This is a genomic window from Bordetella bronchialis (assembly GCF_001676705.1).
Taxonomy (GTDB): domain Bacteria; phylum Pseudomonadota; class Gammaproteobacteria; order Burkholderiales; family Burkholderiaceae_B; genus Bordetella_C; species Bordetella_C bronchialis.
This window is the reverse complement of the sequence record NZ_CP016170.1, coordinates 248,993-271,053: the sequence shown is the minus strand read 5'-3', so window position 1 is coordinate 271,053 and position 22,061 is coordinate 248,993. Positions and strand designations below refer to the sequence as shown.

The following is a 22,061-nucleotide window of genomic DNA, read 5'->3' as shown; positions in this document are numbered from 1 at the left end:
GCGACCGCGCCTGCCTCAATCCTGCAAGCCGCGCACGTTGCGGTATGCGCAATGGCGCGTGTCCACGTAGCGCCGGCGGAATTCCACGGGACGGTCCTGGAAGGTAAATGCCGTGCGCTCCACCTGCAGTACCGCGGCGCCCGGCTTCAGGCCCAGCGCCTGGGCCACGCCGGCATCTGCCTCGGCGGCCGTGACGTCCTCCGACACGCGCACCACCGACACGCCATAGCGTTCCTGGTAGAAGCCGTAGATGGAGCCGCGCCGGGCCGCGAAGTCCTGCGCCGACAGGTTGGCGAAAACGCTCATCGGAATCCACAGGCGGTCCAGCATCACCGGCCGCCCGTCCATCTTGCGCAGGTTTTCCACGCGCGCGACGGAGCCGCCCCGCTCCATGCCGAACAGGGCGGCGAAGCGGGCGGTCGCCCGCTCCTTGGCGAAGGACAGCAATTCCGCCGTGACCTTGACCGCCGTTCCGGCGGGATCGACATAGTTGAAATACAGATCGAAGGCGTGATCGTCGGTGAAGCGCGCCACCTCGGTCCCACGGCCGGCGCGCCGCGTCAGCAGCCGTTCGGCCACCAGCGATTCCACCGCGCGGCGGATGGTCCCTATGCCCACGCCGAACAGCCGGGCCAGCTCCGGTTCCGGCGGCAGGCGATCGCCCGCCGCCCAGACGCCCGTGCGCAGGCGTTCGACGATGCCGGCGCGGACGATTTCGTAAAGCGGTTGTTCGAAGGAAGACGCGCTGGCTGGCATCGGGGCGGATGGAATGGGGAGGCAAGGCATGCCATTGTATCAATTCGAATCATTCGAATGATTCGATTGACGACGCGCTGGGCTCGGGCCTACACTCGCCGCTGGCCATGCCGGCCGGCATGCGCCCCAAGGAGGACTGGAAATGCCAAATCCCATCAAACACATCGCCTTCCGGGTCGAGGATCTGGACAGGGAAAGCGCGTTCTACGAGAACGTCTTCGGCTACAAGCATGTGAATACGGTGCGCCGCAAGGGCAAGCGCGGCGACCATATCTCCCGCCACATGACCGACGGCTACATGGACCTGACGCTGATCCACTACGAATCCGCCGACGCGGACGAAGCGGATTTCGCCGGCCCGGCGCCCTGCATTCATCACATCGGCATGGAAGTGGACGATCTGGATGCCTTCATCAAGGCCATCAACGAGAACGGCGGCGAGATCCTGACCGAACCGGGGCACCTGCCGGTCAAGTTCCGGTCACCCGGCGGCCCCGTGGCGGAAGTCGTGCCGCGCAAGCGCTGGGAAAGCGAAACGCTCGCCGCCGGCGTGCACGGAGAAGTGCTGAGCTAGGAACGTTCGGGCGGCGCCGCTCTCAAGCGGCCACACCCAGCACGGGCCTGTCGGCCGGTTCGGCCGCCGCCAGCGTCAACTGGTACAGGGCATCGATAAGATGCGCCGGGTAGATGGCGCCCACCAGCACCCGCGCGTCGTCCACCACCGGAATGCAGGCGATGCCGGAGGCCATGGGCCGGGCCAGTTCGATGGCGGCCATGGCGGGCGTGGCAAAGGCGATTTCCGAGCGCATGCAGTCGCGCACCATCAGGGCAGGCGCGGCGACCCCGGGCTGCGGCGCGAGTTCCGGCCGCAGCTTGCGGGCCATGGCATCCCCGTGCGATAGCAGCCCCAGCAGGCGCCCCTGCGCGTCCACCACCGGCAACGCGGCCAGGCGAAGGCGGTCCAGCAGGCGTATCGCCTGGTCCAGGGGCTCGTCGTCGCGGACCGCCAGCGGGTCGTTCGCCATGACCTGCCCGCAGTCCAGGCCGCCAAAGCGCCGCAGGCTGGCGCGACGTTCCGCTTCCAGCACGATGTCGGCCAGGTCGTCCTTGCTGATGTCCAGCAATTGATCGTGACTGCGCAGCGCTTCGTCCAGGTCGGCGCTGGTGAAGCCCAGCCGCGCAGCACCCACGCCGTCGGCGACGCCCGGCGCCGCATCGACGTGGCGGCGTGGATAGTTGCGCTTGAACACGCCATTGAAGGCCACCGCGATGCCCAGCAAGACGGCGGAATTCAGGGCAACGGGATAGAGGGCATAGCCATAGCCAAGCTGCGCGATGGACGGGCCGCCCAGCACGGCGGTCAGGGCCACGGCGCCGCTGGGCGGATGCAGGCAGCGCAGCGAGAACATCACGGCGATCGCGGCGGCCGCGGCGCAGGCGGCGGCCAGGCCCGGCTCCGGGATCAGCTGGGCAAAGAAAACCCCTACCAGCGCGGCGCTGACGTTGCCGGCCATCAGGGGCCAGGGCTGGGCCAGGGGGCTGGCCGGCGCGGCAAAGGCCAGCACCGCCGATGCCCCCATGGGCGCGATGAACCAGGGATTGGCCTCGCCCAGGACATGGCGGGCGATCCACTCGGTGCATAGCAGACCCAGCAAGGCGCCCAGGGCGCCATGGAATCTGTCGCGTACGCTCGCCCCGACGGGTGCGGGCGCGAACGCGCTCAAGGCATGCTTCAGCCAGCTCGACACGCTGCTTCTCCAGGCCGGCGCCGAGGTGACAAAAGGGGGATGGGGCGCGGGCGGCCGGCAAATTTAGCACGATGCCTTATGCGTTCGAGGCATACCGTTATGCCCCGAGGCGCCGTGGCCTGTCATGCCGTCAGCCGCCGGTCCGGCAAGGGCGGATGCGCGCGCTCCGGAACCTGCCCGGCGCCGCGCCGCATTGCATGGGTGGGCGCGAAGCGTGCCCGGTATTGCTGTGGCGTGATACGGAGCCGCCGGAGAAACACGCGGCGCAGGTTCTGCTCCGTGCCATGGCCGGTGTCCACCGCGATGCGCTTGAGCGGCGCCTGGCTGGTTTCCAGGGCCCGGCAGGCGGCCTCGAAGCGCATGCACTCCACGGTCTTGGCGGGCGTGCGCCCCACCGCGGCCGCGTAGGCACGCGCGAACGTACGCGGCGCCATCCCGGCCCGTTCGGCCAGCCTTTCGACACGCAGTTCCTCGTGCAAATGCGCCGCCATCCAGGCGTGCAGCTCGGCGAACAGTCCCTGCCCATTGCCCTGCTGCGCCAGCAAGGGCACGCTGAACTGCGACTGCCCGCCGGGCCGCTTCACGAACATCACCATGTCCCGGGCGGCCGCCAGCGAGATGCGATGGCCCAGGTCATCCTCGACCAGGGCCAGCGCCAGATCGATGCCGGCCGTCACGCCGGCGGAGGTCCATATCCTGCCCTGCTGGATGAAGATCGGTTCCGCATCCACGCACACGCCCGGATACATGGCCTGCAGGCGCTGGGCCCAGCGCCAATGCGTGGTCACGCGCAGGCCCTCCAGCAGGCCGGCGCCCGCCAGCAGGAAGGTGCCGGTGCAGACCGAGCACACCCGCCGCGCACGCGCGGCATGCGCGGCGATCCATTGCGTCAGGCCCGGCTGGACCGTCAACTGGCCTTCCGGGCTGCCGCCAGGGGCGATCAGCGTATCGATGGCGAGGGCATCCAGCGTCGCCACGGGCACCGTCGCGATGGCCACCCCCGCGCCCGTGAGCACCGGACCGCCCGTTTCAGAGGCAACCAGAATCTCGTAGGGCGGCGTCGCGCAGTCGCCGGACGGTGCGGTCCGCTCCGGGGACCGTGTGGTTCGCGCGCCGGACGCCATGGCGCAGCCAGCGGCCGCCATGGCCTGGCGGTTGGCAGTCTCGAAGGCCTGCACCGGACCGCTGACGTCCAGCAGATTGACGCCGGGATAGCTCAGCATCACGACAAGGCGTCGGCCCTGCGGCCGTTCCGGCTGCCATGCCTCGCCTGCGTTTCGCCCATCGCCCATCGTCCGATCTCCGCTGTCCCAGGGGCCATCCCTTGTTTCAACATCTCCATCCGGCATCGACCCGCCGCCGCGGACCGTCGACGGCGCGCCGCGCACAGCCCCGGCAGGTCCCGGCAAGCGCCTCATCCGTTTACCACTTATCGCCAGCCCGAATTCATTGGCACACCCCCATCTGCGCACTGAAACCCCAAGTGTCCGCGCCGCTTACGCGACGGCAGCCGCCGGCGCCCGCCGGGCCGCCAGATGCCACCATAGCGTCATCGCGGCCGCGAGCGCGATGACGGGCAGCATAGCGGCATTCAGGGCGAACCACCCGAACCGCTCCAGCGCGGGGCCCGCCGCCAGCGTGGCGCAGGCCGTGGCGACATAGCGCAGCAACTCGGCGCAACCCTGCGTGGCGGCCCGTTCGCCGGGACGATAGGAGCGCGCCAGCAGCGTCGTGCCGCCGACGAACATGAAATTCCAGCCCACGCCCAGCGAGAAAAGAGAAACATGAAAACCCGCCAGGCTGGTCGACGCCATGGCCGCCAATGCGCTCACGACGTTGAGCGCCATGCCTGCATAGAGCACGTTCGCCAGGCCGAAGCGAGCGATCAGCGCGGCCGCGAAGAACGACGGCGCGTACATGCCGACCAGATGCCACTGGATAATGGTGGCGCCCTGGTCCATGGTGTGCGAACACGCCACGGCGGCCAGCGGCGCCGCGGTCATCACCGCCATCATGGATACCGAGCCCACCACATTGTTGGCCACCGCGGCAACGAACACCGGCTGGCGCGCGATGCGCCATAGCGGGCGAGCCGGCTCGGCGGAGACCGGAGCCTGGGCCGCAGCATGGCGGTCGGCCGGCCCCTCCCGGTATCCCACGAGCAGGATGGCGGCGGACGCCAGTCCCAGCAGCGCCACCATCAAATAGGCGCCCGCGAACATCACGGCCGGGAACAGGTCCTTGGCCCACGCGGCCAGCGCCGGACCCAGAATCGCCGCCACGACGCCGCCCGCCAGCACCAGCGAGATCGCTCGGCTCTTGTCGGCATCGCCCACGGCATCCGCCGCGGCCAGCCGGTAGTATTGCGCGAAGGCCTGGAACACGCCCACCGCCGCCGTGCCGCAGCAGAACACCCAGAAATCGGCATGGAACACGGCCCAGACGGACACCAGCCCGCCGGCCGCCCCGACCAGCGCGCCCAGCACGAAGGCAGCGCGCCTTCCCCAGCCCTGCAACAGGAATGACGCGAACCACGTCGTCAGCGCGCCGGCCACCGTGATCAGCGCGAAGGGCAGCGTCGCCAGCGCCTTGTCTGGCGCCAGCTGGTAGCCGGTCAGGCCGGTCAATGTCAGGTCGATGGAGATCGCGCAGGTATACAGGCCCTGGCAAAGCGCCAGGACGCGGGCATTGCGCCCGCGGTCGGGTGCCGTAAGGGACATCGTGCAGGTCGTTCCGTTAGCGCGGGCGCCGGCATGGCGCCCGTCACGAAACAGCCTATCGGACCCGGTCCGCGCGCGGACGACAACAAACCTTCAATTCCTGCCAGATGCCCCGCCCACCCCATATCGCGGCCCGGGCTTGCTCGCCGCCAGCTGCTGCGACAGCTCGCGCCGTTGGGCATCGAAACGCAGCCACGCCTCGCCATCCTGCAAGGGCGGGATGGTGACGACCTCGCCCTGGTCCAGGCCGGCCAGCGAGGCGTCCACCATATCTTCGGCGCTCATTACCCAGCCTTCGGGCAGCTGGGCATGGTCCATCCCCGCCACGCCCCAGAACTCGGTGGCCGTCGGGCCGGGCAGCACGGCCTGCACGCGCACGCCCTTGCCCGCCACTTCGTTGTGCAGCGCCTGGGTCAGCGCCAAGACATAGGCCTTGCTGCCGCTGTAGACGCCGTTCAAAACCTCCGTGCCGATGGCGACGATGGACGAGATATTGACCAGCGTCCCCTTGCCACGCGCCACAAAGGCCGCCACCGCGGCGTGCGCCAGGCGGGTCAGGGCAGTGACGTTAAGGTCGATCATGGCTTGCATGCGGTCGATGTCCACCTGCAGGAAAGGCGCGACCAGCCCGAAGCCGGCATTGTTCACCAGCACGTCGATCCCGGCGTCATCGCGCAGAATGGCCTCGACGCGCCGCAGTCCGCCCCCGTCGCCCAGGTCGGCAGCCACCACCCGGACCTTGCGTCCGTGTTCCTTCTCGATGCGCGCCGCCAGCTGGCGCAGCCGTTCCTCATTGCGGGCGACCAGGATCAGGTCGTGCCCGCGGCGCGCCAGGCGATCCGCATAGATGGCGCCGATGCCGGACGAGGCGCCGGTAATCAGGGCGGTGCCCCGTGAAGTCGATGTGGTCATGATCTCGGTCCCGATGCGAGTTTCGATGGGTGCATTGTGGGACGTCGAACCAAAGTCTCAAATGACATAAAACCAACTTTTTCGGACATCCGGTCTATCAACGCCGGACGCATGCCGGACGCCTCCGGCCACCTTCGTGGAAGTCATTCCCCACGCTGACGAAGTCGCCGGAATCCGGCGAAGACCCCGGACCGATATGCGGGGTGCGCGCGTAAAATCCGGATCTCGATTCCGCTTGGACGCAAGGCATCATGGCTGCGCGCATCGCCCTCGTCGTATTCCCCGGCTTTCAGATACTGGACCTGGCCGCCCTGACCGTATTCGAACTGGCCAACCTGGAGCTGACGCAAGGCAAGGCGCCCTGGTACGCGATGGACGTCGTGTCCGAGGAGGGCGGCCTGGTCGCCTCGTCTTCAGGCGTGGGCGTGCAGACGCGAGCCCTCGGACGGCGGCAATACGACACGCTGATGATCGGCGGCGCGGTCGAAATCCCCGCCAGCACGCCGGCGCTGGTCGCCGCGCTCCGGCGCACGGCACCCCGCGCGCGCCGGGTGGCCAGCATTTGCACCGGCGCCTTCCTGCTTGCGGAAACCGGCTTGCTGGATGGGCGGCGCGTGACCACGCATTGGGCCCTGGCGCACGAACTTCAACGCCGGCATCCCGCGATCCGCCTGGACGAAGACAAGATCTTCGTCAACGATGGCACATACTGGACTTCGGCCGGCATGACGGCCTGCATAGACTTGGCGCTGGGACTGCTGGCCGAGGACCACGGCCCCGAGCTTGCCCGCACCGTGTCCCGCAAGATGGTGATCCATTACCGCCGCACGGGCGGGCAGTCGCAGTTCTCCACGCTGGCCGAGCTGGAACCGGATTCCGACCGCATCCGCGCGGCACTGAACTACGCGCGCGAGAACCTGCGCGAGCCGCTCAGCGTCGAGCAACTGGCAGAACAGGTCCACTGGAGCCCGCGCCACTTCAGCCGGGCCTTCCAGGCACAGACCGGCATGTCACCGGCCAAGGCCGTGGAAAAGCTGCGCCTGGAAGCCGCGCGCGCCCTGATCGACGAAGGCGAAAGCTCCATCGCGCGCGTCGCCACCCTGACCGGCTTCGGCGACGAGGAACGCATGCGGCGGGCGTTTCTGCGCACGCTGGGGCGTCCGCCACGGGACCTCTTGCGTGACGCTCGCCGTTGATGTGCGCGGGCAGGGCGGATGCGTGCGACATCTTCCTATTGCCGGCCATTGATAAGCTGCTGCCGGTCGTCATCGTGCTTATGCCGGCGTTGATAAGCTGCTGCCGGGTGTCAGCTTGCTTATGCCGGTGGTTGTTGAGCTGCTGTCGGGCGTCATGTTGCTTATGCCGTCCGGCGGGGGAGATGCCTGTCGGGGCCGGCCCGCTCGGGCGGTCCAGGGCGTTCGCCCTGGACTTCCGCTTCGTCTTCCTCCTTCGGCGGCCGAACGGGCGTTGGGGTTCTTGCCGCTTTTTTGCCCGGCCGTCCTACGTACGGAAGCCCTCGCGCGCCCTCGGACGGGCCGGCCCCGACAGGCATCTCCCCCGCCGGACTCACGGATTGCCTTAGCGCCGGTCGCTGGGACGGGCGGCGTGCTTGGCCCTTCGTGGGGCGCTTGTCGCTTGATAAGAAGAATCTTGAGGTGCCCGCCGATTCGGAGCCGCCCTGCGCGGCTCCGAATCGGCTACGCGATAGTGGCGTGCGGCGGGTGCGGGCTTGCGACGGTCGTCGCCCGAAGTGAAAGCGTTGCCTGCGCAGATTGGGGGAGAAACAAGTCGGTGTGGCGGGCCGCCAACCGGCCCGCCACACCGTAGGCACCGCGGCATGCCACGGATGCTGGCGTAGGTGCCGCGCGCCGCTAGCGCGATCGGGCACACGGTTTCCTATCGAATCGCGGCGGCGCCGTCCCCAACGCCCGTCGCAAAGCACGGTGCTACGGTGTGGCGGGTGCCACGCGCCGCTAGCGCGATCGGGCACACGGCTTCCTATCGAATCGCGGCGGCGCCATCCTCAACGCCCGTCGCAAGGCACGGTGCTACGGTGTGGCGGGCCGGCGGGCGGCCCGCCACACCGCCTTGTTTCCCCCCACCCTGCGCGGCCAAGATTCCACTTTGATTCCCCGGCCTACGCATTTCCAGCAACCGTGGCATTACCTGCAGCCGTTGCATTACCAGCGACCGTGGCGCTACCGGCAACCACCGCATGCCCCGACCGCGTAGGCGTTTTTGGGCCGCGCAGGGCGGCCCAAAAACGACGGGCAACAGAACCTCTTTCTTAACCCGAACACGCAACCCACGAAGGGCCAAGAAAACCGACCGCCCCAGCGACCGGCGCTAAGGCACCCCGTGAGTCCGGCGGGGGAGATGCCTGTCGGGGCCGGCCCGTCCGAGGGCGCGCGAGGGCTTCCGTACGTAGGACGGCCGGGCAAAAAAGCCGCAAGAACTCCAACGCCCGTTCGGCCGCCGAAGGAGGAAGACGAAGCGGTAGTCCAGGGCGAAGGCCCTGGACCGCCCGAGCGGGCCGGACACGACAGGCATCTCCCCCGCCGGACGGCATGAGCAAAATGACACGCGACAGAAGCTCACCAACGACCGGCATAAGCACGATGACGATCGACAGCAGCTTATCAATGGACGACATAAGCATCCCCATCGAAGGCATCGCCCGACACACCGCCCGAGCATCCCTCGATCAACGCACTAACCCGGCAGTCTCGACAACCCCGGTCCGTCCGCTGTATCCTACTTGTATTGTTATCAATACAACCATACAGGAGACAAATCATGCCGACATCCCGCCGAGCCTTCGCCATCGCGCTCGCCGCCATCGCCGCCGCAGCGTCAGCCGCCCCCGTCCTGGCCCAGCAAAACCCGCCGATCAAACTGGTCGTCGGCGCGCCCCCCGGCGGCACCACCGACACGGTCGCACGCAGCATCGGCGCCACCATGGCCAAGGAAATGGGCCGTACTGTCATCGTGGAAAACCGCCCCGGCGCCGGCGGCAATATCGCCGCCGACTACGTCGCCAAGAGCGCGGCCGACGGCAACACCCTCCTGGTCAGCTTCAACAGCTTCTCCATCAACGCCAGCCTCTACAAGAACCTGCCCTTCGACCCCCGCAAGGACTTCACCCCGATCAGCATGCTGGCCAGCGTCCCCAGCGTACTCGTCACCCGCAAGGACTTTCCCGCCAACGACATGGCCGAGCTCATCAAGCTTGCCAAGACCAACCCTGGCAAGTACACCATGGCGCTCGGCGGCATCGGCTCCTCGCTGCACATGGCCGGCGAACGCATGAAGATGATGGCCGGCCTGGATATCGTCAACGTCCCCTACAAAGGCACCACGCCCGCCGTCACCGACCTGCTCGGCGGCCAGGTCGACATGATGTTCGGCAGCACCCTCAACGTCATTCCCCACGTCAAAAGCGGCGCGCTGAAAGCGATGGGTGTCAGCAGCGCCAAGCCGCTCGCCTCGCTGCCCGGCGTCCCGCCCATCGGCGACACCATCAAGGGCTTCGAATCCAATGCATGGTTTGCGCTCTTCGGACCGGCCAAGCTCCCCGCCAACACATTGGCCAGCCTGAACGACGCCGCTCGCAAGGCGGTCGCCGCCCCGGATTTCCGTCGCCTGCTCGAACAGGAATCGGCGTCGGCGGTCAGCAGCTCGCCGGAAGAACTGAAGAAATTCGTCAACGAGGACATCGACCGCTACGCCGAAGTCGTAAAGTTCACCGGCGCCACCGTCGAATAAGCCGCCGTCCGGCAAGCATGCGACGCCGGCGGCAACCCCGGAATCCGCGATGAACAGCCCGCTACCGCTCTATCACCAGGTCTACCTGCTGCTGCGCCAGCAACTGCTGGACGGCACCTACGCACCCGACGCGCCCTTACCCGGCGAAAACGCGCTCGCGCAGGATTATGGCGTCTCCCGCCTGACCGTCCGCCGCGCGCTGGACGCCCTGGCCGCCGAAGGACTGGTATCCCGGCGCCAGGGCCGCGGCACCTTCGCCCAGCCGCCCTCGCAACTCTCGGCCCCCCAGCAGGGCGCCACCGTGGACGCCTTGATGGCGCATCTTGCCCGCATGGGCATGAGCACCCAGGTCCGGCTGCTGGAACTGGCGGTCGAACCCGCAACGCCCGCCGTCGCCGCACGGCTGGAAGTGGAGCCCGGCTCGCCCGTGCACCGCTCCCTGCGCGTGCGCAGCCACCACGGCGAAGCGTTTTCTTATCTGCAAACCCATGTTCCCGACGCCATCGGCCGGCGCATATCGCGCAAGGCGCTGGGCAGCAAACCCCTGCTGCAGATTTTCGGCGAACTGGGCATCCGCGTCTCGGGCGCCGAGCAGGCCGTCACTGCCGTCCTGGCCGACGCCGCGGCAGCGGAAGCGCTGGGCGTGCCCGTCGCTTCCGCGCTGTTGAACATCCGCCGGCTGGTGCGCGATGTGGACGGACGGCCCATCGAATACCTGGACGCGCGCTATCGCCCGGACCGCTTCGAGTATCGGCTGGACATGGCCGCCCACGAAACCGCGGGCGCCCCCGTCTGGCTGCCGGCCGGGCCGGGCGCCGCATGAACCACGGGAGCGCACCGCTGCCGCATCGCCATCGCCATCGCGCGACGCCCTCGGTCGCCCTCTTCATACTCCACTGACATCGCAAAAGGCCGCCCATGCCCGCCCAAACCCTGGCCCAGAAGCTGCTTGCCGCCGCCAGCGGACGCGACGCCGTCGCGCCCGGCGATATCGTCACGTGCCGTGTCGACCTGGCCATGTTCCACGACTCCAGCGGGCCGCGTCGCCTCAAACCCATGCTGGAGGCCCTGGGCACCGGCATCTGGGACCGTGACAAGGTCGTGCTGGTCATGGACCACTACGTTCCGGAGGCCGACGACGAATCCCGCAAGATCGTGCGCATCGCCCGCGACTGGGCCGCCGAACAGGCGCTGCCCCACGTCTACGACTCGCAGGGCATCTGCCACGTGGTCGTACCGGAACACGGCCATATCCGACCCGGCATGCTGTGCGTCGGCGGCGACTCGCACTCGCCGACGGGCGGCGCCTTCGGCGCGTATATGTTTGGCGTCGGCAGCACCGAAATGCTGGGCGTGGTGGCCAGCGGCGAGATCTGGATCCAGGTGCCGCGCACGCTGATGATGGAGTGGGACGGCCGCCTGCCGCCCGGCGTCACCGCCAAGGACATGATGCTGCACATGATCGGCCGCTTCGGCATGAACGGCGGGCGCTACCAGGCCGTCGAGTTCCGCGGCGAGGCGGTGCGCGCCCTGTCCATGCAGGAACGCATGACGCTGTCGAACATGTCGGCGGAGATCGGTTCGCAGGTCGGCCTGGTGGCGCCGGATGACAAGACCGCCGCCTACCTGCGCGACGCCGGCGTCACGCAGGCGCTGGACCTCGAACGCTGGCAGTCCGATCCCGGTGCGGATGCCGAGCGCTACCGTTTCGATGCCTCCACGCTGGCCCCGCACATCGCCGCGCCGCACAGTCCGGCCAATTCGCGGCCCATCGGCGAGTACGGCGCCACGCCCATGCATGTCGCCTATATCGGAGCCTGTACGGGCGCCAAGCTGGAAGACCTGCGCGCCGCCGCCAGCGTGCTGCGGCATCGCCACGTCGCGCCCGGCGTCGCCCTGATGGTCGCGCCGGCCAGCGCGCGCGACCAGCGGCAGGCGGAAAGCGAAGGCGTCATGGCGACGCTGGTAGAGGCCGGCGCGACCGTGCTGCCCAATTCCTGCGGCGCCTGCTCCGGCTACGGCGGCTCCATTCCGGAAGGCGCCAACGTCATCGCCACCACCGCGCGCAACTTCCAGGGACGCATGGGCGCGCGCACGGCGCAGGTCTATCTGGCCTCGCCGTACACCGTGGCCGCGTCTGCCGTGGCCGGACACATCGCCGATCCCCGGGAGATGCTGCAATGACCTCGTCCAGAATCGCCGATACCCTCTCCACCCGGGCCGGCGCCGATGCGCGAACGGGTGCGGCCGGCTCAGGCGCGGCCGGCGCAGGGGCGGCCGGCTCAGGCCGGGCCGACCCGCGGGCCGGTCAGGGTGGAATGCCGTCCGCCGCTTCGCCCACGCCCAGGACGCGGGAGACCCACCGTGTCTGGCGGCTGGGCGCCGACATCGACACCGACCAGCTGGCCCCCGGTGCCTATATGAAGTTCTCCCTGGACGAGATCGCGCGGCATTGCCTCGAACGTGTGCGTCCGGAATTCGCCGCCTCGGTCCAGCCCGGCGACGTCATCGTGGCCGGACCGAATTTCGGCATCGGTTCTTCCCGCGAGCAGGCGGCATCGGCCCTGGTCGCGCTGGGCCTGCGCGCCGTCATCGCGCCCAGCTTCAGCGGCCTGTACTTTCGCAACGCCTTCAACGTCGGCCTGCTGCTGCTGACGTGCCGCGACGCCGAAGCCATCCAGGAAGGCGAGGCCATCGCCATCGATCTGGATGCCTGCCGCATCGTACGGGCCGACGGCAGCGTCCTGTCCTGCGAGCCGATTCCCGGTTTCCTGCGCGACATGGTGCAAGCGGGCGGGCTGCTCAACCTGTTGAAACGCCGCCTGGCCGACGGCACGCTCAAACACTATCCCATGAGGGCATGATGCCGCATACGCTGAAACAGAAACTCGCCGACGGCCACGCCATCCTGGCGCCCGGCATCTACGACGCCCTATCGGCGCTGATCGCCGAGCAGGCCGGCTTCGACGCCCTGTACCTGTCGGGCGCGTCGATCGCCTACACGCGGCTGGGGCGCTCCGACGTGGGCCTGACCACCTATACCGAGGTCGAGCAGACCCTGGCCCGCATCACCGAACGCGTCGCCTGCCCGGTCATCGTCGATGGCGACACCGGCTTCGGCAATGCGCTGAACGTGCAGCGCACGGTGCGCGGCTTCGAGCGCGCGGGGGCCGCGATGATACAGCTGGAGGACCAGGGTTTCCCCAAGCGCTGCGGGCACCTGAACGGCAAAAGCGTCGTCCCGGCCGCCGAGATGCGCGGCAAGCTGCGCGCGGCGCTGGATGCGCGCCACAGCGACCGGACGCTGATCCTGGCGCGCACCGACGCGCTGGCCATCGAAGGACTGGAGGCCGCCCTGGATCGCGCCGAGCAATACCTGGAATGCGGCGTGGACGCGATCTTCGTCGAGGCCCTGCGCACGGATGAACAGATGGACGCCGCCTGCCGGCGTTTCGCCAGGCGCATTCCACTGCTGGCCAATATGGTCGAAGGCGGCATGACGCCGGTAAAGAGCGCGGCCGAACTGGCGGCCAAGGGCTTTTCCATCGTCATCTTCCCGGGCGGCACGGCACGCGCCGTGTCGCACATGCTGCAGCGCTATTACGGCAGCCTGCGCGAGCACGGCACCACCGCGCCCTGGCGCGAAGCCATGCTGGACTTCGACCAGTTGAATGCGCTGATCGGCACGCCCGAACTCCTTGCGCTAGGCAAGAAGTACGAATGAACACGGCGCCGCGCGCCATGCGCGGCACCGAAAGCGCCGGGGGCGGTCCCAGGATCGGCAGCCGCGCCGCGCATCGGCAAACCTTACTCTTGCTCGTCGATGGCATCGACCCGATCGGGGTAAAAGGCCAGGTGTCCGGCGATGCTGGCCACCGCGGGATGCGGATTCTCGTAGGTCCACACCGCATTTGCCGATCGCGCACCGCCGTGCGAGATGCTGAAGTACGAGCAATCGCCCTTGTAGGGGCAATACGTGGCGTGGTCCGTCCGCTGCAGCATCGCCATGTCGGCGTCCTTGCGTGGGATGTAGTGCACGGGCGGATAGTCGGCCTCGCGCAGCGTCAGCGCGTCGCGCGTGTCCGCCACGACGCGGCCGCCCAGCGATACGACGACGCGCCTGGGGTTGTGCTCGATGATGATGGGATGATCGGGTCCAGGCGTCTTGATGGGCTTCATAACGGTCTTTCCCTTTGCGCGTTGCGCTGGAAGCGTAAAAATTCTTGTGGGCGAGCGGCGCGCGCATGCGGCCTGCGCCCCTCGGCACGGCGATTGCGTTGCGACGATGGCTCGAAACATGCGCTTTCATTTTTGCCGCCACGCGCTTGTTCCGCCTCTTCCACCTCTATACCCTGTTGGTCGCGAGCAGGGCGGCGGGCTTGCCAGTCCCTTCCATCGTAAGGCCTGACCAGGCCATCCTGCGGCAATTCCACGATAACAACAGGAGAATCGATGGCGATATCCATGGCCTCACAACATCCCCCCAAACGCTTATTGAATCGCGCGATCGCCGCGTCCGCCATCGGCAACGCCACGGAATGGTTCGATTACGGGATCTATGCCTATGGCGTGTCGTACATCTCGGCGGCCTTCTTCCCGGGCAACACACAAGAGGCCACGCTGTTCGCGCTGGCCACCTTCGCGATCTCCTTCCTGGTGCGCCCCTTCGGCGGCCTGTTCTGGGGCCCGCTGGGCGACCGGCTGGGCCGCAAGGCCGTGCTCGCACTGACCATCCTGATGATGTCCGGCGCCACGGTCTGCATCGGGCTGATTCCTTCCCATCAGACCATTGGTCTGTGGGCGCCGACTTTGCTGATCCTGCTGCGCATGGTCCAGGGTTTCTCCACCGGCGGCGAATACGGCGGCGCGGCCACCTTCATGGCGGAATACGCGCCGGACAAGCGGCGCGGCTTCTGCGGCAGCTTCCTGGAATTGGGCACGCTGGGCGGTTTCTCGCTGGGCGCCCTGCTGATGCTGGGCTTCTCCGTCCTGCTGGACGATGCCGCCATGCACGCATGGGGCTGGCGCATTCCCTTCTTCCTGGCCCTGCCCATGGGCATGATAGGCATGTACCTGCGCTCGCGCATGAAGGAAACGCCGGTGTTCCGCGAGGCCGAGGAAGTGCTGAACGAGAACCAGGAACAGGAACTGAAAGGCAGCGTGAAGGAAGTCTGCACCGACTACAAGGGCCAGGTGCTGGCCTTGGGCGGGCTGGTGGTCGCGCTGAACGTGGTCAACTACACGCTGCTCAGCTTCGCGCCTACATACTTCGCCAACCAGTTGGGCCTGAGCACGCAGGAATCGCTGATCGTCCCCATCATCGGCATGCTGTTCATGATGCTATTCCTGCCCTTCATCGGCTGGCTGTCCGACCGGGTGGGCCGCAAGCCCATGTGGTGGGCCTCGCTGATCGGCCTGTTCGCGCTGGCGATCCCCATGTTCCACCTGATGGCCACCGGGCTGACGGGTGCGATCGTCGGCTACGCGATACTGGGACTGCTGTACACGCCGCAGCTGGCGACCATATCGGCCACCTTCCCGGCCATGTTCCCCACGCACGTACGCTTCGCCGGCTTCGCCATCGCGTACAACGTATCGACCTCGCTGTTCGGCGGCACGGCGCCGGCCATCAACGATTGGCTGATCGGCAAGACGGGCAGCAACATGGTGCCGGCCTACTACATGATGGGCGCCTGCGTGGTCGGCGCCTGGGCCCTGATGCACGTGGTGGAAACCGCCGGCCATTCGCTGCGCGGCTCCCATATCCCCGGCACGCGCGCCTCGGTCCAGGAAGTGCGCAAGCTCGATACGCAGGGCGTGGGCGGCGGCTAGCGCGGCATCCAGACCTGGGCGCCGCCCGCCTGGATCGATGGGGCCGGACCCGCTAAGGCAGGTTCAATTGCCACGACACGCCGAAGCGGTCGTTGGTCCAGGCAAAGCGGCGGCTGAAACCGTAGTTATCCGGCTCCATCAGCATCATGCCGTCTTGCGACAGCGCCGCCAGCAGGCGCTCGAATTCCTCTTGGGATCCGCATTCGACGAACAGCGAGAAGGCCGGCGTGAAGGTGAATGCATGCCGCACGGGGCTGTCCAGGCACATCAGCGTCTGGCCCAGGATGCGGATGGTGGCGCGCATCACCGAACCCTGGGCGGACGGCTGGCCGGCTTCGTAGCGTTCCAGCTTCAGGACTTCGCTGTCGGGGAACAGGCCGGTATAGAAATCGACCGCCGCTTGCGCATTGCCCTGGAACATCAGAAACGGTGTAACCGTGGTAGCCATGAAGCCTCCTTGCGAGTGGTCCGCCAGTGAGTGATGGGGCGGATTCAGCGATACCACCGCGATGCCAGCTTCCCCGCGACAGCAAGCGTGGAATCCTCGGTGTAAGCGCGCCGGTTTCCTCGGCCCGGAATCCGTCCGGATAAGTGTATGTGCGATCCGCTGCCCACGGAAGGCCGCCCTATGGCCTCGGTCCCGAGCACGTCGGCGGTAATGCCGCCGCGTGTCAACGCGGCAGGGGCGTACGGACGCCACGCCTTGTGGCGTCCGCCATCCCGGCGGCTTACCGCGGTCCGCCCGCGATGAGCGACATGGCTATGGCGTGGCGGGCGATGCGCCCTCGACATCGGCGGGGGCGGATGTTGCGGGTTTCCCGGCATCCACCGGCGGGCTAGATCCCGCAGTGCCGGCTCCTGCCTCGGGCGCGGTCGCCTTCGCGGCGTCGGGCGCCGCCGAGGAAGCCGCGGGTACGGGCGCCGCTCCGCTTGCCGGGCCTGCGGACGCCGGAGACCCGGCGGGGCCGGAAGACTTGTCGTCCCCGGCCGCCTTGGGCGCGACCTGTCCTTGCGACTGGCCGGCCGACTGGCCGGCCGACTGGGATTGGGACCGCGGCTGGGGTTGGGGCTGGGCCTGCGCCTGCGGCAGATAGCGCCGCAGCAGATCGAAGAAGCCCTCGTAGAACCCCGGCGAAGAGATCGTCTCGCTACTGACCTTCGCGAGCGAATCGTCATTGGACGAGAAAGGCATGGACACCGATCCCAGCACGCTCAGGCCGACGCCCGCGGAACTGCTGGTCTTCTTGATGATGTAGCGGTCCTGCACGGCGTTGACGAACACGGTCGTCTGCGGCGATGCCCCGTGGTCCGAGGTACACACCACATGGAAAGAGATCACCTGGTGCTGCTGGTCCTCATCGCGCACCTGGAAGTTCTTGTGCCCCTCGACCCCGTCCGCCTGCGCCTTGCCTATCGTATAGCCCTGGCTCAGCAGCGCGCGCCGCGCCGCCTCGCAGGTGGCGGCATCCGAGGCGGGAAAAGCGCGCGAGTAGGTGTTGGTGTCCTTGAAGGTCTCTGGATAGACCTGCTTGGGCGCGCTGGAACAACCTGCCAGCACCAGGCCGATCGCCGTGACGGCGCACGCGACCATGGCGCGGGAAGCCATTGCGCCAGGCATCTCCAGGCCTGGGTCGCGCAGGACGCGACCGGCCGTGCGCGGTGGGACGGCTGCCCCGCCAGCGTCGCGCGGCGCGGTCGGGAACAGGGCGGTTTCGGGAAGCTGCTTGCGTGCCATCGGCGTTTACCTTCCAGGAGCAGGGTCCCTTCCGCGCATGCGGCCGGATGTCGGCGTGGGGCGGCGGCGGGGACGATGCCCAAGGGTAGCGTCGGCCCGGCGCGGACCGGCGCTCTGGACGGTTTCACATGTTTCGCGCCGTAAGGCAGGGCAATCGCGGCAAAACGCCTCCGCGCAATTGCTTACATGTTCGGCGCCCGGCCGGGACCGGCGCATCCGCCGCCCATACCGCATTGAGCGCGAGCGTCGCGCCCAATCGATAGCGAAGGGCAGGAAAGGTGGCCGCGCCCCCCGCCGCTACTGGGACTTTTGCTGCTGGTTCAGCAGCTGCGCCATTTCCAGGTGGTGCCGCAGCGAGGGCAGCATGCCCTGCGCGAAGCGCCGGATATCGGCATCGTCGGCGCTTTGGGCGGCCGTCTCGTACTGCTTGATGGTGGCCTCATGCGCGGCCACGCCGATGCGGTCGACGTAGGCCTTGTCGAAGGCATTGCCCGAGAACAGGTTCAGGCCCTTGAGCTCCGTCGCCTGCATCATCGAGGGCGCGGTGGGAATGTTGTACCCCTTGCGGCTGGCAAGCGCGGACAGCTTCTCGTTGGCGGCGGTGTGGTCCTTGATCATCGCCTGGGCGAAGCTGCGTACTTCCTGGCTGTTGCTCTTCTCCAGCGCCATCCGGCTACCCTGGATCTCGGCCTGGTTGCCTTGCGCCGCGTTCTCCAGGAAGGTCTGGTCGCTGCTGGAGAGCATGGAGCGGCTGCCGTCGTCGTGACGGCTGGCGCAGCCGGCAAGGCCGATGAAGGCACTGAAGGAGCACAGCAAAACGGCACGTTGGATGTTCATGGTTCGTCCTTGCGTTGGTGTCGGGCAGGCGGTCGCACAGGCCCGATGGGCCCCGCGCACGGGACCGGGGGAGTGCCCCCGTCGCGGCCCTGCCATGGCGATACGGCCAGGCTCGCGCGGGGACGGCAAGCAGGGTCAGCACAGTCCATGCCCAACCTCGAGCGATCATCCGGCGGCCGCGATGCGCCGCGGGCGTCGTGCCCGTGCAGTGCTGGGCATCGCCCCGGCGACCACGCGCGAGCACCGCCGTCACGGTACCGGCGATCCTGCTGGCATGCGCCGCCGCGCCGGCGCCGCGCATCGATGCCGGGCAGGCCGGGCAGGCTTGCTCAGGAGCCGCCGCCCGTTTGCGCGTCCTCCATGCGCTGGCGCGCGCGATTGCCGCCGTCCACTCCCGTGCCCGCCGGCAGGGGTCGATACAGGGCGCCGCCGGTGGCGGGCGCGGGCGGCGCCTTCTCCATCTGCTCCCTGTGCGCCATATCGGCCGCGATGCTTTCGGTGGTGCCCGGCAACAGGTGGTGCATCACATAGACCCCGCGTGCCTTCCACCCGACGGGCAGCGTGTCCTGCGGATGGATAGACACCCACACGATGGCGTCCACCACGGTTTGCGGATCGTCCATGGATATCAGCCGGGGCGTGCGCCCGCTGTAGTTGGCGGCATGCTCGGACACCGGCGTATCGGCCGCCCAGGGCAGCACCGTCGCCACATGGATATCGCGCTCGCCGCCAAGCCGTATCTCCTGGTCCAGTGCCCGGCCCAGGCCCAGCACCGCCGCCTTGCTGGCCGAATACGAGGCGTGATACGCCAGCGGCACGACGCTCTCGGCGGAGCCCACGTTCACCAGCACACCGCGCCCTTGCGCGCGGAACAGGCGCATGGCGGCGTGGCTGCCGTAGATGACGCCCATCACGTTGGTCTGCACCAGCCGCGCATGGTCCTCCACGGGGATGTCCTCGAAGCGGCCGATGGCCAGCACCCCGGCGTTATTGATCCATACATCGATGGCGCCGAAGCGCGAGACGGCGGCATCCGCCAGGCGGCGCACGTCCTCCTGCCGACCCACATCGGTCGCCACCACCAGCGGCACGCCGCCACGGGTGCGGACTTCCTCGGCCACCTCTTCCAGCACTGTCACGCGGCGCGCGGCCAGCACCACGTTGGCCCCCTGGCTCGCCAGCTCCAGCGCCACGCCACGGCCGAATCCGCTGGACGCGCCGGTCACCACGAAGGTCTTGCCGGCGATGTGTTGGCGATCGTCAGCGCCGATGCGCGGCGATATGGCGCAGGCGCCCAGCATCAGCAGGACGATCAGGGCGCCCAGGGCTCTTAGCGGGCCGAGGGCTCCGCCAGGCGAGACAGGTCGAGGAAAGCAGGCAGGATGGCGCATGGGATTTCCCGCTGGGCTGGGATGCCGCGGAACGCGCATCCGCTGTGCCAGTGTATCGGGGCATAGCGATTGCTGCCCGCAGCGCTCCTGCAGATTCCGATGTTGGGAGCCCGACATGGCCAGCGATCCCCGCAATACGCCCGCGCACGACGAGACGGACCCGGAGCCGGTGCAGCAGCCACCGGGCCGCGCCAACCTGCCCGAAGACCCCGACGACGTGCCCGACCCCAGCGACGGTCCGCCCGCGCGCAAGCCCGTGGACGAACCGCGTAGTTTCGATCTGGCCGGCGGCCGGCGCGAGGGCCGTCCGTCGCGGCGTTCCGCCCGGGCGGTGCGTTTGTCCCGCGCGCACCGGCGCACCGAAAAACCCGATGGAGACCGAACATGCCCGAGCAAGTGACATTGCGCGAACCTGCGGACCGCACGCGCATCGACCTGGAGAAACCCCGCGAATTCAGCTACTGGTGCGCGGCGCTGAACGTCGTGCCGGATCAACTGCGCGCCGCCGTCGCGGCCGTGGGTGCGAATGCCGACGACGTACGCCGATACCTGGGCCTGGAGGAGTTGAACGATGGGCACGACTGACCCGGACAAGACCCGCATTCCCGGCGCGCCGGACATCCCCGCGCCGTCGCCGTCCTCCACGCCTTCGCACGGCACCCCGCCGGCGGCGCCGCATACCGTCACGCCGGCCGATCCCTATCCGCCCGGCTCGCCACGCCCCGATGAAAGCCAGGACGCGCCCGCGCCACGGCCCGCGGTGCCGGACGACAGTTGAGGACTGTGCCAATGACGGCCGAAACCCATCAAATCACGGCGACCGCCTCGACCTCTACCTTCAAGCCGAAGTGCAGCGGCCCGGTCGGAACGACGGCCCGCGCCGGCCTGGCGTCGCCCGCCCAGTCCGCGTAGATCGTATTGAAGGCCGGCCAGTTCTCCATCGCGTCGATATACACGCGCACCTGTGCCAGGCTGCGCACAGCTGCGCCGCACGCTTCCAGCGCCGCCCGTACATTCGCCAGCACCTGGATGGCCTGTTCTTCGAACGGCGCATCGACCAGCCGCACGCCCTGCGCCGTGATGGGCAGTTGCCCGGACACGAACACCAGCCCATTGGCGATGACGGCATGGCTGTAGTGGCCGCCGGGCGCGGCCAACCCATCGACGCGGACGGGTAGCACGGTCTTCTCACCAGCCATGGAAGCGGCTCCATTCCCGCAGGGAGCCGTCGGCCGACAGCGCCTGGTATTTCTCGAACTGCGCTCCGGTGGCGCAAGCATGGTTGGGCAGGATACGAAGACGCGTTCCGATGGGAAAGCGGGCCACGATATCCGTGTCCGCGTCACCTTCGCGCACCACGATGCCGTGCTCCTGATTGGCGCCGCCCAGCAGATAGCCGGCCATGGGCGCCCCGTCCACCCCGCAGACCTGCCCGTACTTGTAGTCGCGCTGCTGCTTCGCGGTCCCGGCATCCCGGCTCATCGCCATCCAGCCGGCGTCCACGATGGCCCAGCCTTTCTCGCGCTGGTGCCCGATCACCGTGGTCAGGACGCCCAGGGCGATGTCGTGCATGGCGCACACCCCCACGTTATGCATGACCAGGTCGAAGAACACATATACGCCCGCGCGCACCTCGGTAACGCCCCGCAGCTCCCGCGCGCTGAGGGCCGTCGGCGTCGAGCCCACGCTGACAACGGGACAGGGAAGCCCGGCGGCGCGCAGGCGCTCCGCCGCCGCCACGCATCCCGCGCGCTCCTGTTCCGCCAGGGCGCTCAAGGCCTCCGGCGTATTCAGTTCATAGCTGGAACCCGCATGGGTCATCACGCCCTTGAGCTCCATGCCGCCTTCGTGCAGCACCGAAGCCACCTTGAGCAGTTCGTCGCCGTAAGGATCCAAGCCGGAACGATGGCCGTCGGTATCGACTTCGACCAGTACCGGCAAACGCTCGCCGTGACTGCGCCCGAACCCGGCGATTTCCATCGCCGACCCCACGCTATCGGTGATGATCGTCAGCGCACAGCCGCGGCGGCGCAGCGCCAGCGCCTGCGGCAGCCGATGCGGGGCCATCCCCACCGCGTACAGGATGTCGGTAATCCCGCTCGCGAAAAAGCGCTCCGCCTCTTTCAAAGTGGAAACAGTGATGCCTTGCGCGCCCGCGTCGAGCTGCGCCCGCACGACCTGTTCGCACTTGCTCGTTTTGACGTGGGGCCGAAAGGCGACGCCCAGCGCGTTCATGCGGTCTTGCATGCGCGCAATGTTCTTCATCGCGCGCGGCAGGTCTATCACGGCGGCGGGCGTATCGATGGTGTACAGGGTCGATGTCATGTCGTATTGGTCCAGCGTATAGGGTGTTGCCATGCGGCCG

The 22,061-nt window shown here is 68.2% G+C and carries 24 protein-coding genes; 11 read left to right on the top strand and 13 right to left on the bottom strand.

What is annotated here, in order from left to right:
* Positions 1-15: 15 nt before the first annotated feature.
* Positions 16-756 carry a GntR family transcriptional regulator gene (locus BAU06_RS01245; protein ID WP_066343272.1) on the bottom strand — a complete coding sequence of 247 codons (741 nt, stop codon included), beginning with the start codon at positions 754-756 and terminating at the stop codon, positions 16-18.
* Between the two features lie 142 nt (positions 757-898).
* On the opposite strand from BAU06_RS01245, the gene BAU06_RS01240 reads away from it, so the two are divergent.
* A complete protein-coding gene (locus tag BAU06_RS01240) occupies positions 899-1,330 on the top strand; it encodes a VOC family protein (protein WP_066343266.1) in 432 nt (143 codons plus the stop codon).
* 22 nt (positions 1,331-1,352) lie between these two features.
* Here BAU06_RS01240 and BAU06_RS01235 read toward each other — a convergent pair whose 3' ends face one another.
* The 4 genes from BAU06_RS01235 to BAU06_RS01220 all read right to left on the bottom strand — a co-directional run bounded on the left by BAU06_RS01235 (position 1,353) and on the right by BAU06_RS01220 (position 6,136).
* Positions 1,353-2,504, bottom strand: a complete 1,152-nt coding sequence (locus tag BAU06_RS01235) for an HPP family protein (protein ID WP_066343262.1) — start codon at positions 2,502-2,504, stop codon at positions 1,353-1,355.
* Positions 2,505-2,626: 122 nt separating this feature from the next.
* The gene (locus BAU06_RS01230) at positions 2,627-3,727 is read right to left on the bottom strand and encodes a GlxA family transcriptional regulator (protein ID WP_415834906.1); all 1,101 of its coding nucleotides are present in this window, start codon (positions 3,725-3,727) and stop codon (positions 2,627-2,629) included.
* Positions 3,728-4,000: 273 nt separating this feature from the next.
* Complete coding sequence (locus tag BAU06_RS01225) at positions 4,001-5,224, bottom strand: MFS transporter (RefSeq protein WP_066343259.1); 1,224 nt, start codon at positions 5,222-5,224, stop codon at positions 4,001-4,003.
* A gap of 93 nt (positions 5,225-5,317) precedes the next feature.
* Positions 5,318-6,136, bottom strand: coding sequence for an SDR family NAD(P)-dependent oxidoreductase (locus tag BAU06_RS01220; protein WP_066343256.1), 819 nt, complete (start codon positions 6,134-6,136; stop codon positions 5,318-5,320).
* Positions 6,137-6,387: 251 nt separating this feature from the next.
* On the opposite strand from BAU06_RS01220, the gene BAU06_RS01215 reads away from it, so the two are divergent.
* The 6 genes from BAU06_RS01215 to BAU06_RS01190 all read left to right on the top strand — a co-directional run bounded on the left by BAU06_RS01215 (position 6,388) and on the right by BAU06_RS01190 (position 13,625).
* Positions 6,388-7,332, top strand: coding sequence for a GlxA family transcriptional regulator (locus tag BAU06_RS01215; protein WP_066343254.1), 945 nt, complete (start codon positions 6,388-6,390; stop codon positions 7,330-7,332).
* Positions 7,333-8,932: 1,600 nt separating this feature from the next.
* Complete coding sequence (locus BAU06_RS01210) at positions 8,933-9,901, top strand: tripartite tricarboxylate transporter substrate binding protein (protein ID WP_082987901.1); 969 nt, start codon at positions 8,933-8,935, stop codon at positions 9,899-9,901.
* Positions 9,902-9,950: 49 nt separating this feature from the next.
* Positions 9,951-10,724 carry a GntR family transcriptional regulator gene (locus BAU06_RS01205; protein WP_066343250.1) on the top strand — a complete coding sequence of 258 codons (774 nt, stop codon included), beginning with the start codon at positions 9,951-9,953 and terminating at the stop codon, positions 10,722-10,724.
* A gap of 95 nt (positions 10,725-10,819) precedes the next feature.
* A complete protein-coding gene (locus BAU06_RS01200) occupies positions 10,820-12,085 on the top strand; it encodes a 3-isopropylmalate dehydratase large subunit (RefSeq protein WP_066343246.1) in 1,266 nt (421 codons plus the stop codon).
* Positions 12,086-12,219: 134 nt separating this feature from the next.
* Positions 12,220-12,765, top strand: coding sequence for a LeuD/DmdB family oxidoreductase small subunit (locus tag BAU06_RS01195; RefSeq protein WP_066343238.1), 546 nt, complete (start codon positions 12,220-12,222; stop codon positions 12,763-12,765).
* The gene (locus tag BAU06_RS01190) at positions 12,762-13,625 is read left to right on the top strand and encodes an isocitrate lyase/PEP mutase family protein (protein WP_066343233.1); all 864 of its coding nucleotides are present in this window, start codon (positions 12,762-12,764) and stop codon (positions 13,623-13,625) included. Before BAU06_RS01195 ends, BAU06_RS01190 begins: the two co-directional genes overlap by 4 nt.
* Before the next feature lie 83 nt (positions 13,626-13,708).
* Here BAU06_RS01190 and BAU06_RS01185 read toward each other — a convergent pair whose 3' ends face one another.
* Positions 13,709-14,080 (bottom strand): DUF427 domain-containing protein, encoded by a 372-nt coding sequence (locus BAU06_RS01185; protein ID WP_066343230.1) that lies wholly within the window; start codon positions 14,078-14,080, stop codon positions 13,709-13,711.
* Positions 14,077-14,367 (bottom strand): hypothetical protein, encoded by a 291-nt coding sequence (locus BAU06_RS26430; protein WP_156770121.1) that lies wholly within the window; start codon positions 14,365-14,367, stop codon positions 14,077-14,079. The genes BAU06_RS01185 and BAU06_RS26430 overlap by 4 nt, the downstream gene beginning before the upstream one ends.
* On the opposite strand from BAU06_RS26430, the gene BAU06_RS01180 reads away from it, so the two are divergent.
* Complete coding sequence (locus tag BAU06_RS01180; RefSeq protein WP_066343225.1) at positions 14,354-15,733, top strand: MFS transporter; 1,380 nt, start codon at positions 14,354-14,356, stop codon at positions 15,731-15,733. The genes BAU06_RS26430 and BAU06_RS01180 overlap by 14 nt on opposite strands.
* Positions 15,734-15,785: 52 nt before the next feature.
* On the opposite strand, the gene BAU06_RS01175 is transcribed toward BAU06_RS01180, so the two are convergent.
* The 4 genes from BAU06_RS01175 to BAU06_RS01160 form a co-directional block, all read right to left on the bottom strand.
* Positions 15,786-16,181, bottom strand: coding sequence for a VOC family protein (locus BAU06_RS01175; RefSeq protein ID WP_066343222.1), 396 nt, complete (start codon positions 16,179-16,181; stop codon positions 15,786-15,788).
* Between the two features lie 312 nt (positions 16,182-16,493).
* The gene (locus tag BAU06_RS01170; RefSeq protein WP_156770120.1) at positions 16,494-17,339 is read right to left on the bottom strand and encodes a DUF2242 domain-containing protein; all 846 of its coding nucleotides are present in this window, start codon (positions 17,337-17,339) and stop codon (positions 16,494-16,496) included.
* Positions 17,340-17,765: 426 nt separating this feature from the next.
* Positions 17,766-18,305 carry a DUF4142 domain-containing protein gene (locus BAU06_RS01165; protein WP_066343221.1) on the bottom strand — a complete coding sequence of 180 codons (540 nt, stop codon included), beginning with the start codon at positions 18,303-18,305 and terminating at the stop codon, positions 17,766-17,768.
* Positions 18,306-18,634: 329 nt separating this feature from the next.
* On the bottom strand, positions 18,635-19,696 hold the full coding sequence (locus BAU06_RS01160) for an SDR family NAD(P)-dependent oxidoreductase (protein ID WP_082993466.1): 1,062 nt from the start codon (positions 19,694-19,696) through the stop codon (positions 18,635-18,637).
* A 115-nt stretch (positions 19,697-19,811) separates the two neighbouring features.
* On the opposite strand from BAU06_RS01160, the gene BAU06_RS01155 reads away from it, so the two are divergent.
* The 3 genes from BAU06_RS01155 to BAU06_RS01145 are packed head-to-tail and all read left to right on the top strand — an operon-like array spanning position 19,812 to position 20,474.
* A complete protein-coding gene (locus tag BAU06_RS01155) occupies positions 19,812-20,096 on the top strand; it encodes a hypothetical protein (protein ID WP_066343218.1) in 285 nt (94 codons plus the stop codon).
* Positions 20,081-20,281, top strand: a complete 201-nt coding sequence (locus BAU06_RS01150) for a DUF3606 domain-containing protein (protein WP_066343217.1) — start codon at positions 20,081-20,083, stop codon at positions 20,279-20,281. The genes BAU06_RS01155 and BAU06_RS01150 overlap by 16 nt, the downstream gene beginning before the upstream one ends.
* Positions 20,268-20,474, top strand: a complete 207-nt coding sequence (locus BAU06_RS01145) for a hypothetical protein (RefSeq protein ID WP_066343208.1) — start codon at positions 20,268-20,270, stop codon at positions 20,472-20,474. The genes BAU06_RS01150 and BAU06_RS01145 overlap by 14 nt, the downstream gene beginning before the upstream one ends.
* A gap of 28 nt (positions 20,475-20,502) precedes the next feature.
* Here BAU06_RS01145 and BAU06_RS01140 read toward each other — a convergent pair whose 3' ends face one another.
* Entirely contained in the window at positions 20,503-20,895 is a 393-nt protein-coding gene (locus BAU06_RS01140; protein ID WP_066343205.1) for a RidA family protein, read from the bottom strand.
* Positions 20,885-22,054 (bottom strand): DSD1 family PLP-dependent enzyme, encoded by a 1,170-nt coding sequence (locus BAU06_RS01135; RefSeq protein WP_415834902.1) that lies wholly within the window; start codon positions 22,052-22,054, stop codon positions 20,885-20,887. Before BAU06_RS01135 ends, BAU06_RS01140 begins: the two co-directional genes overlap by 11 nt.
* Positions 22,055-22,061 lie beyond the last annotated feature (7 nt).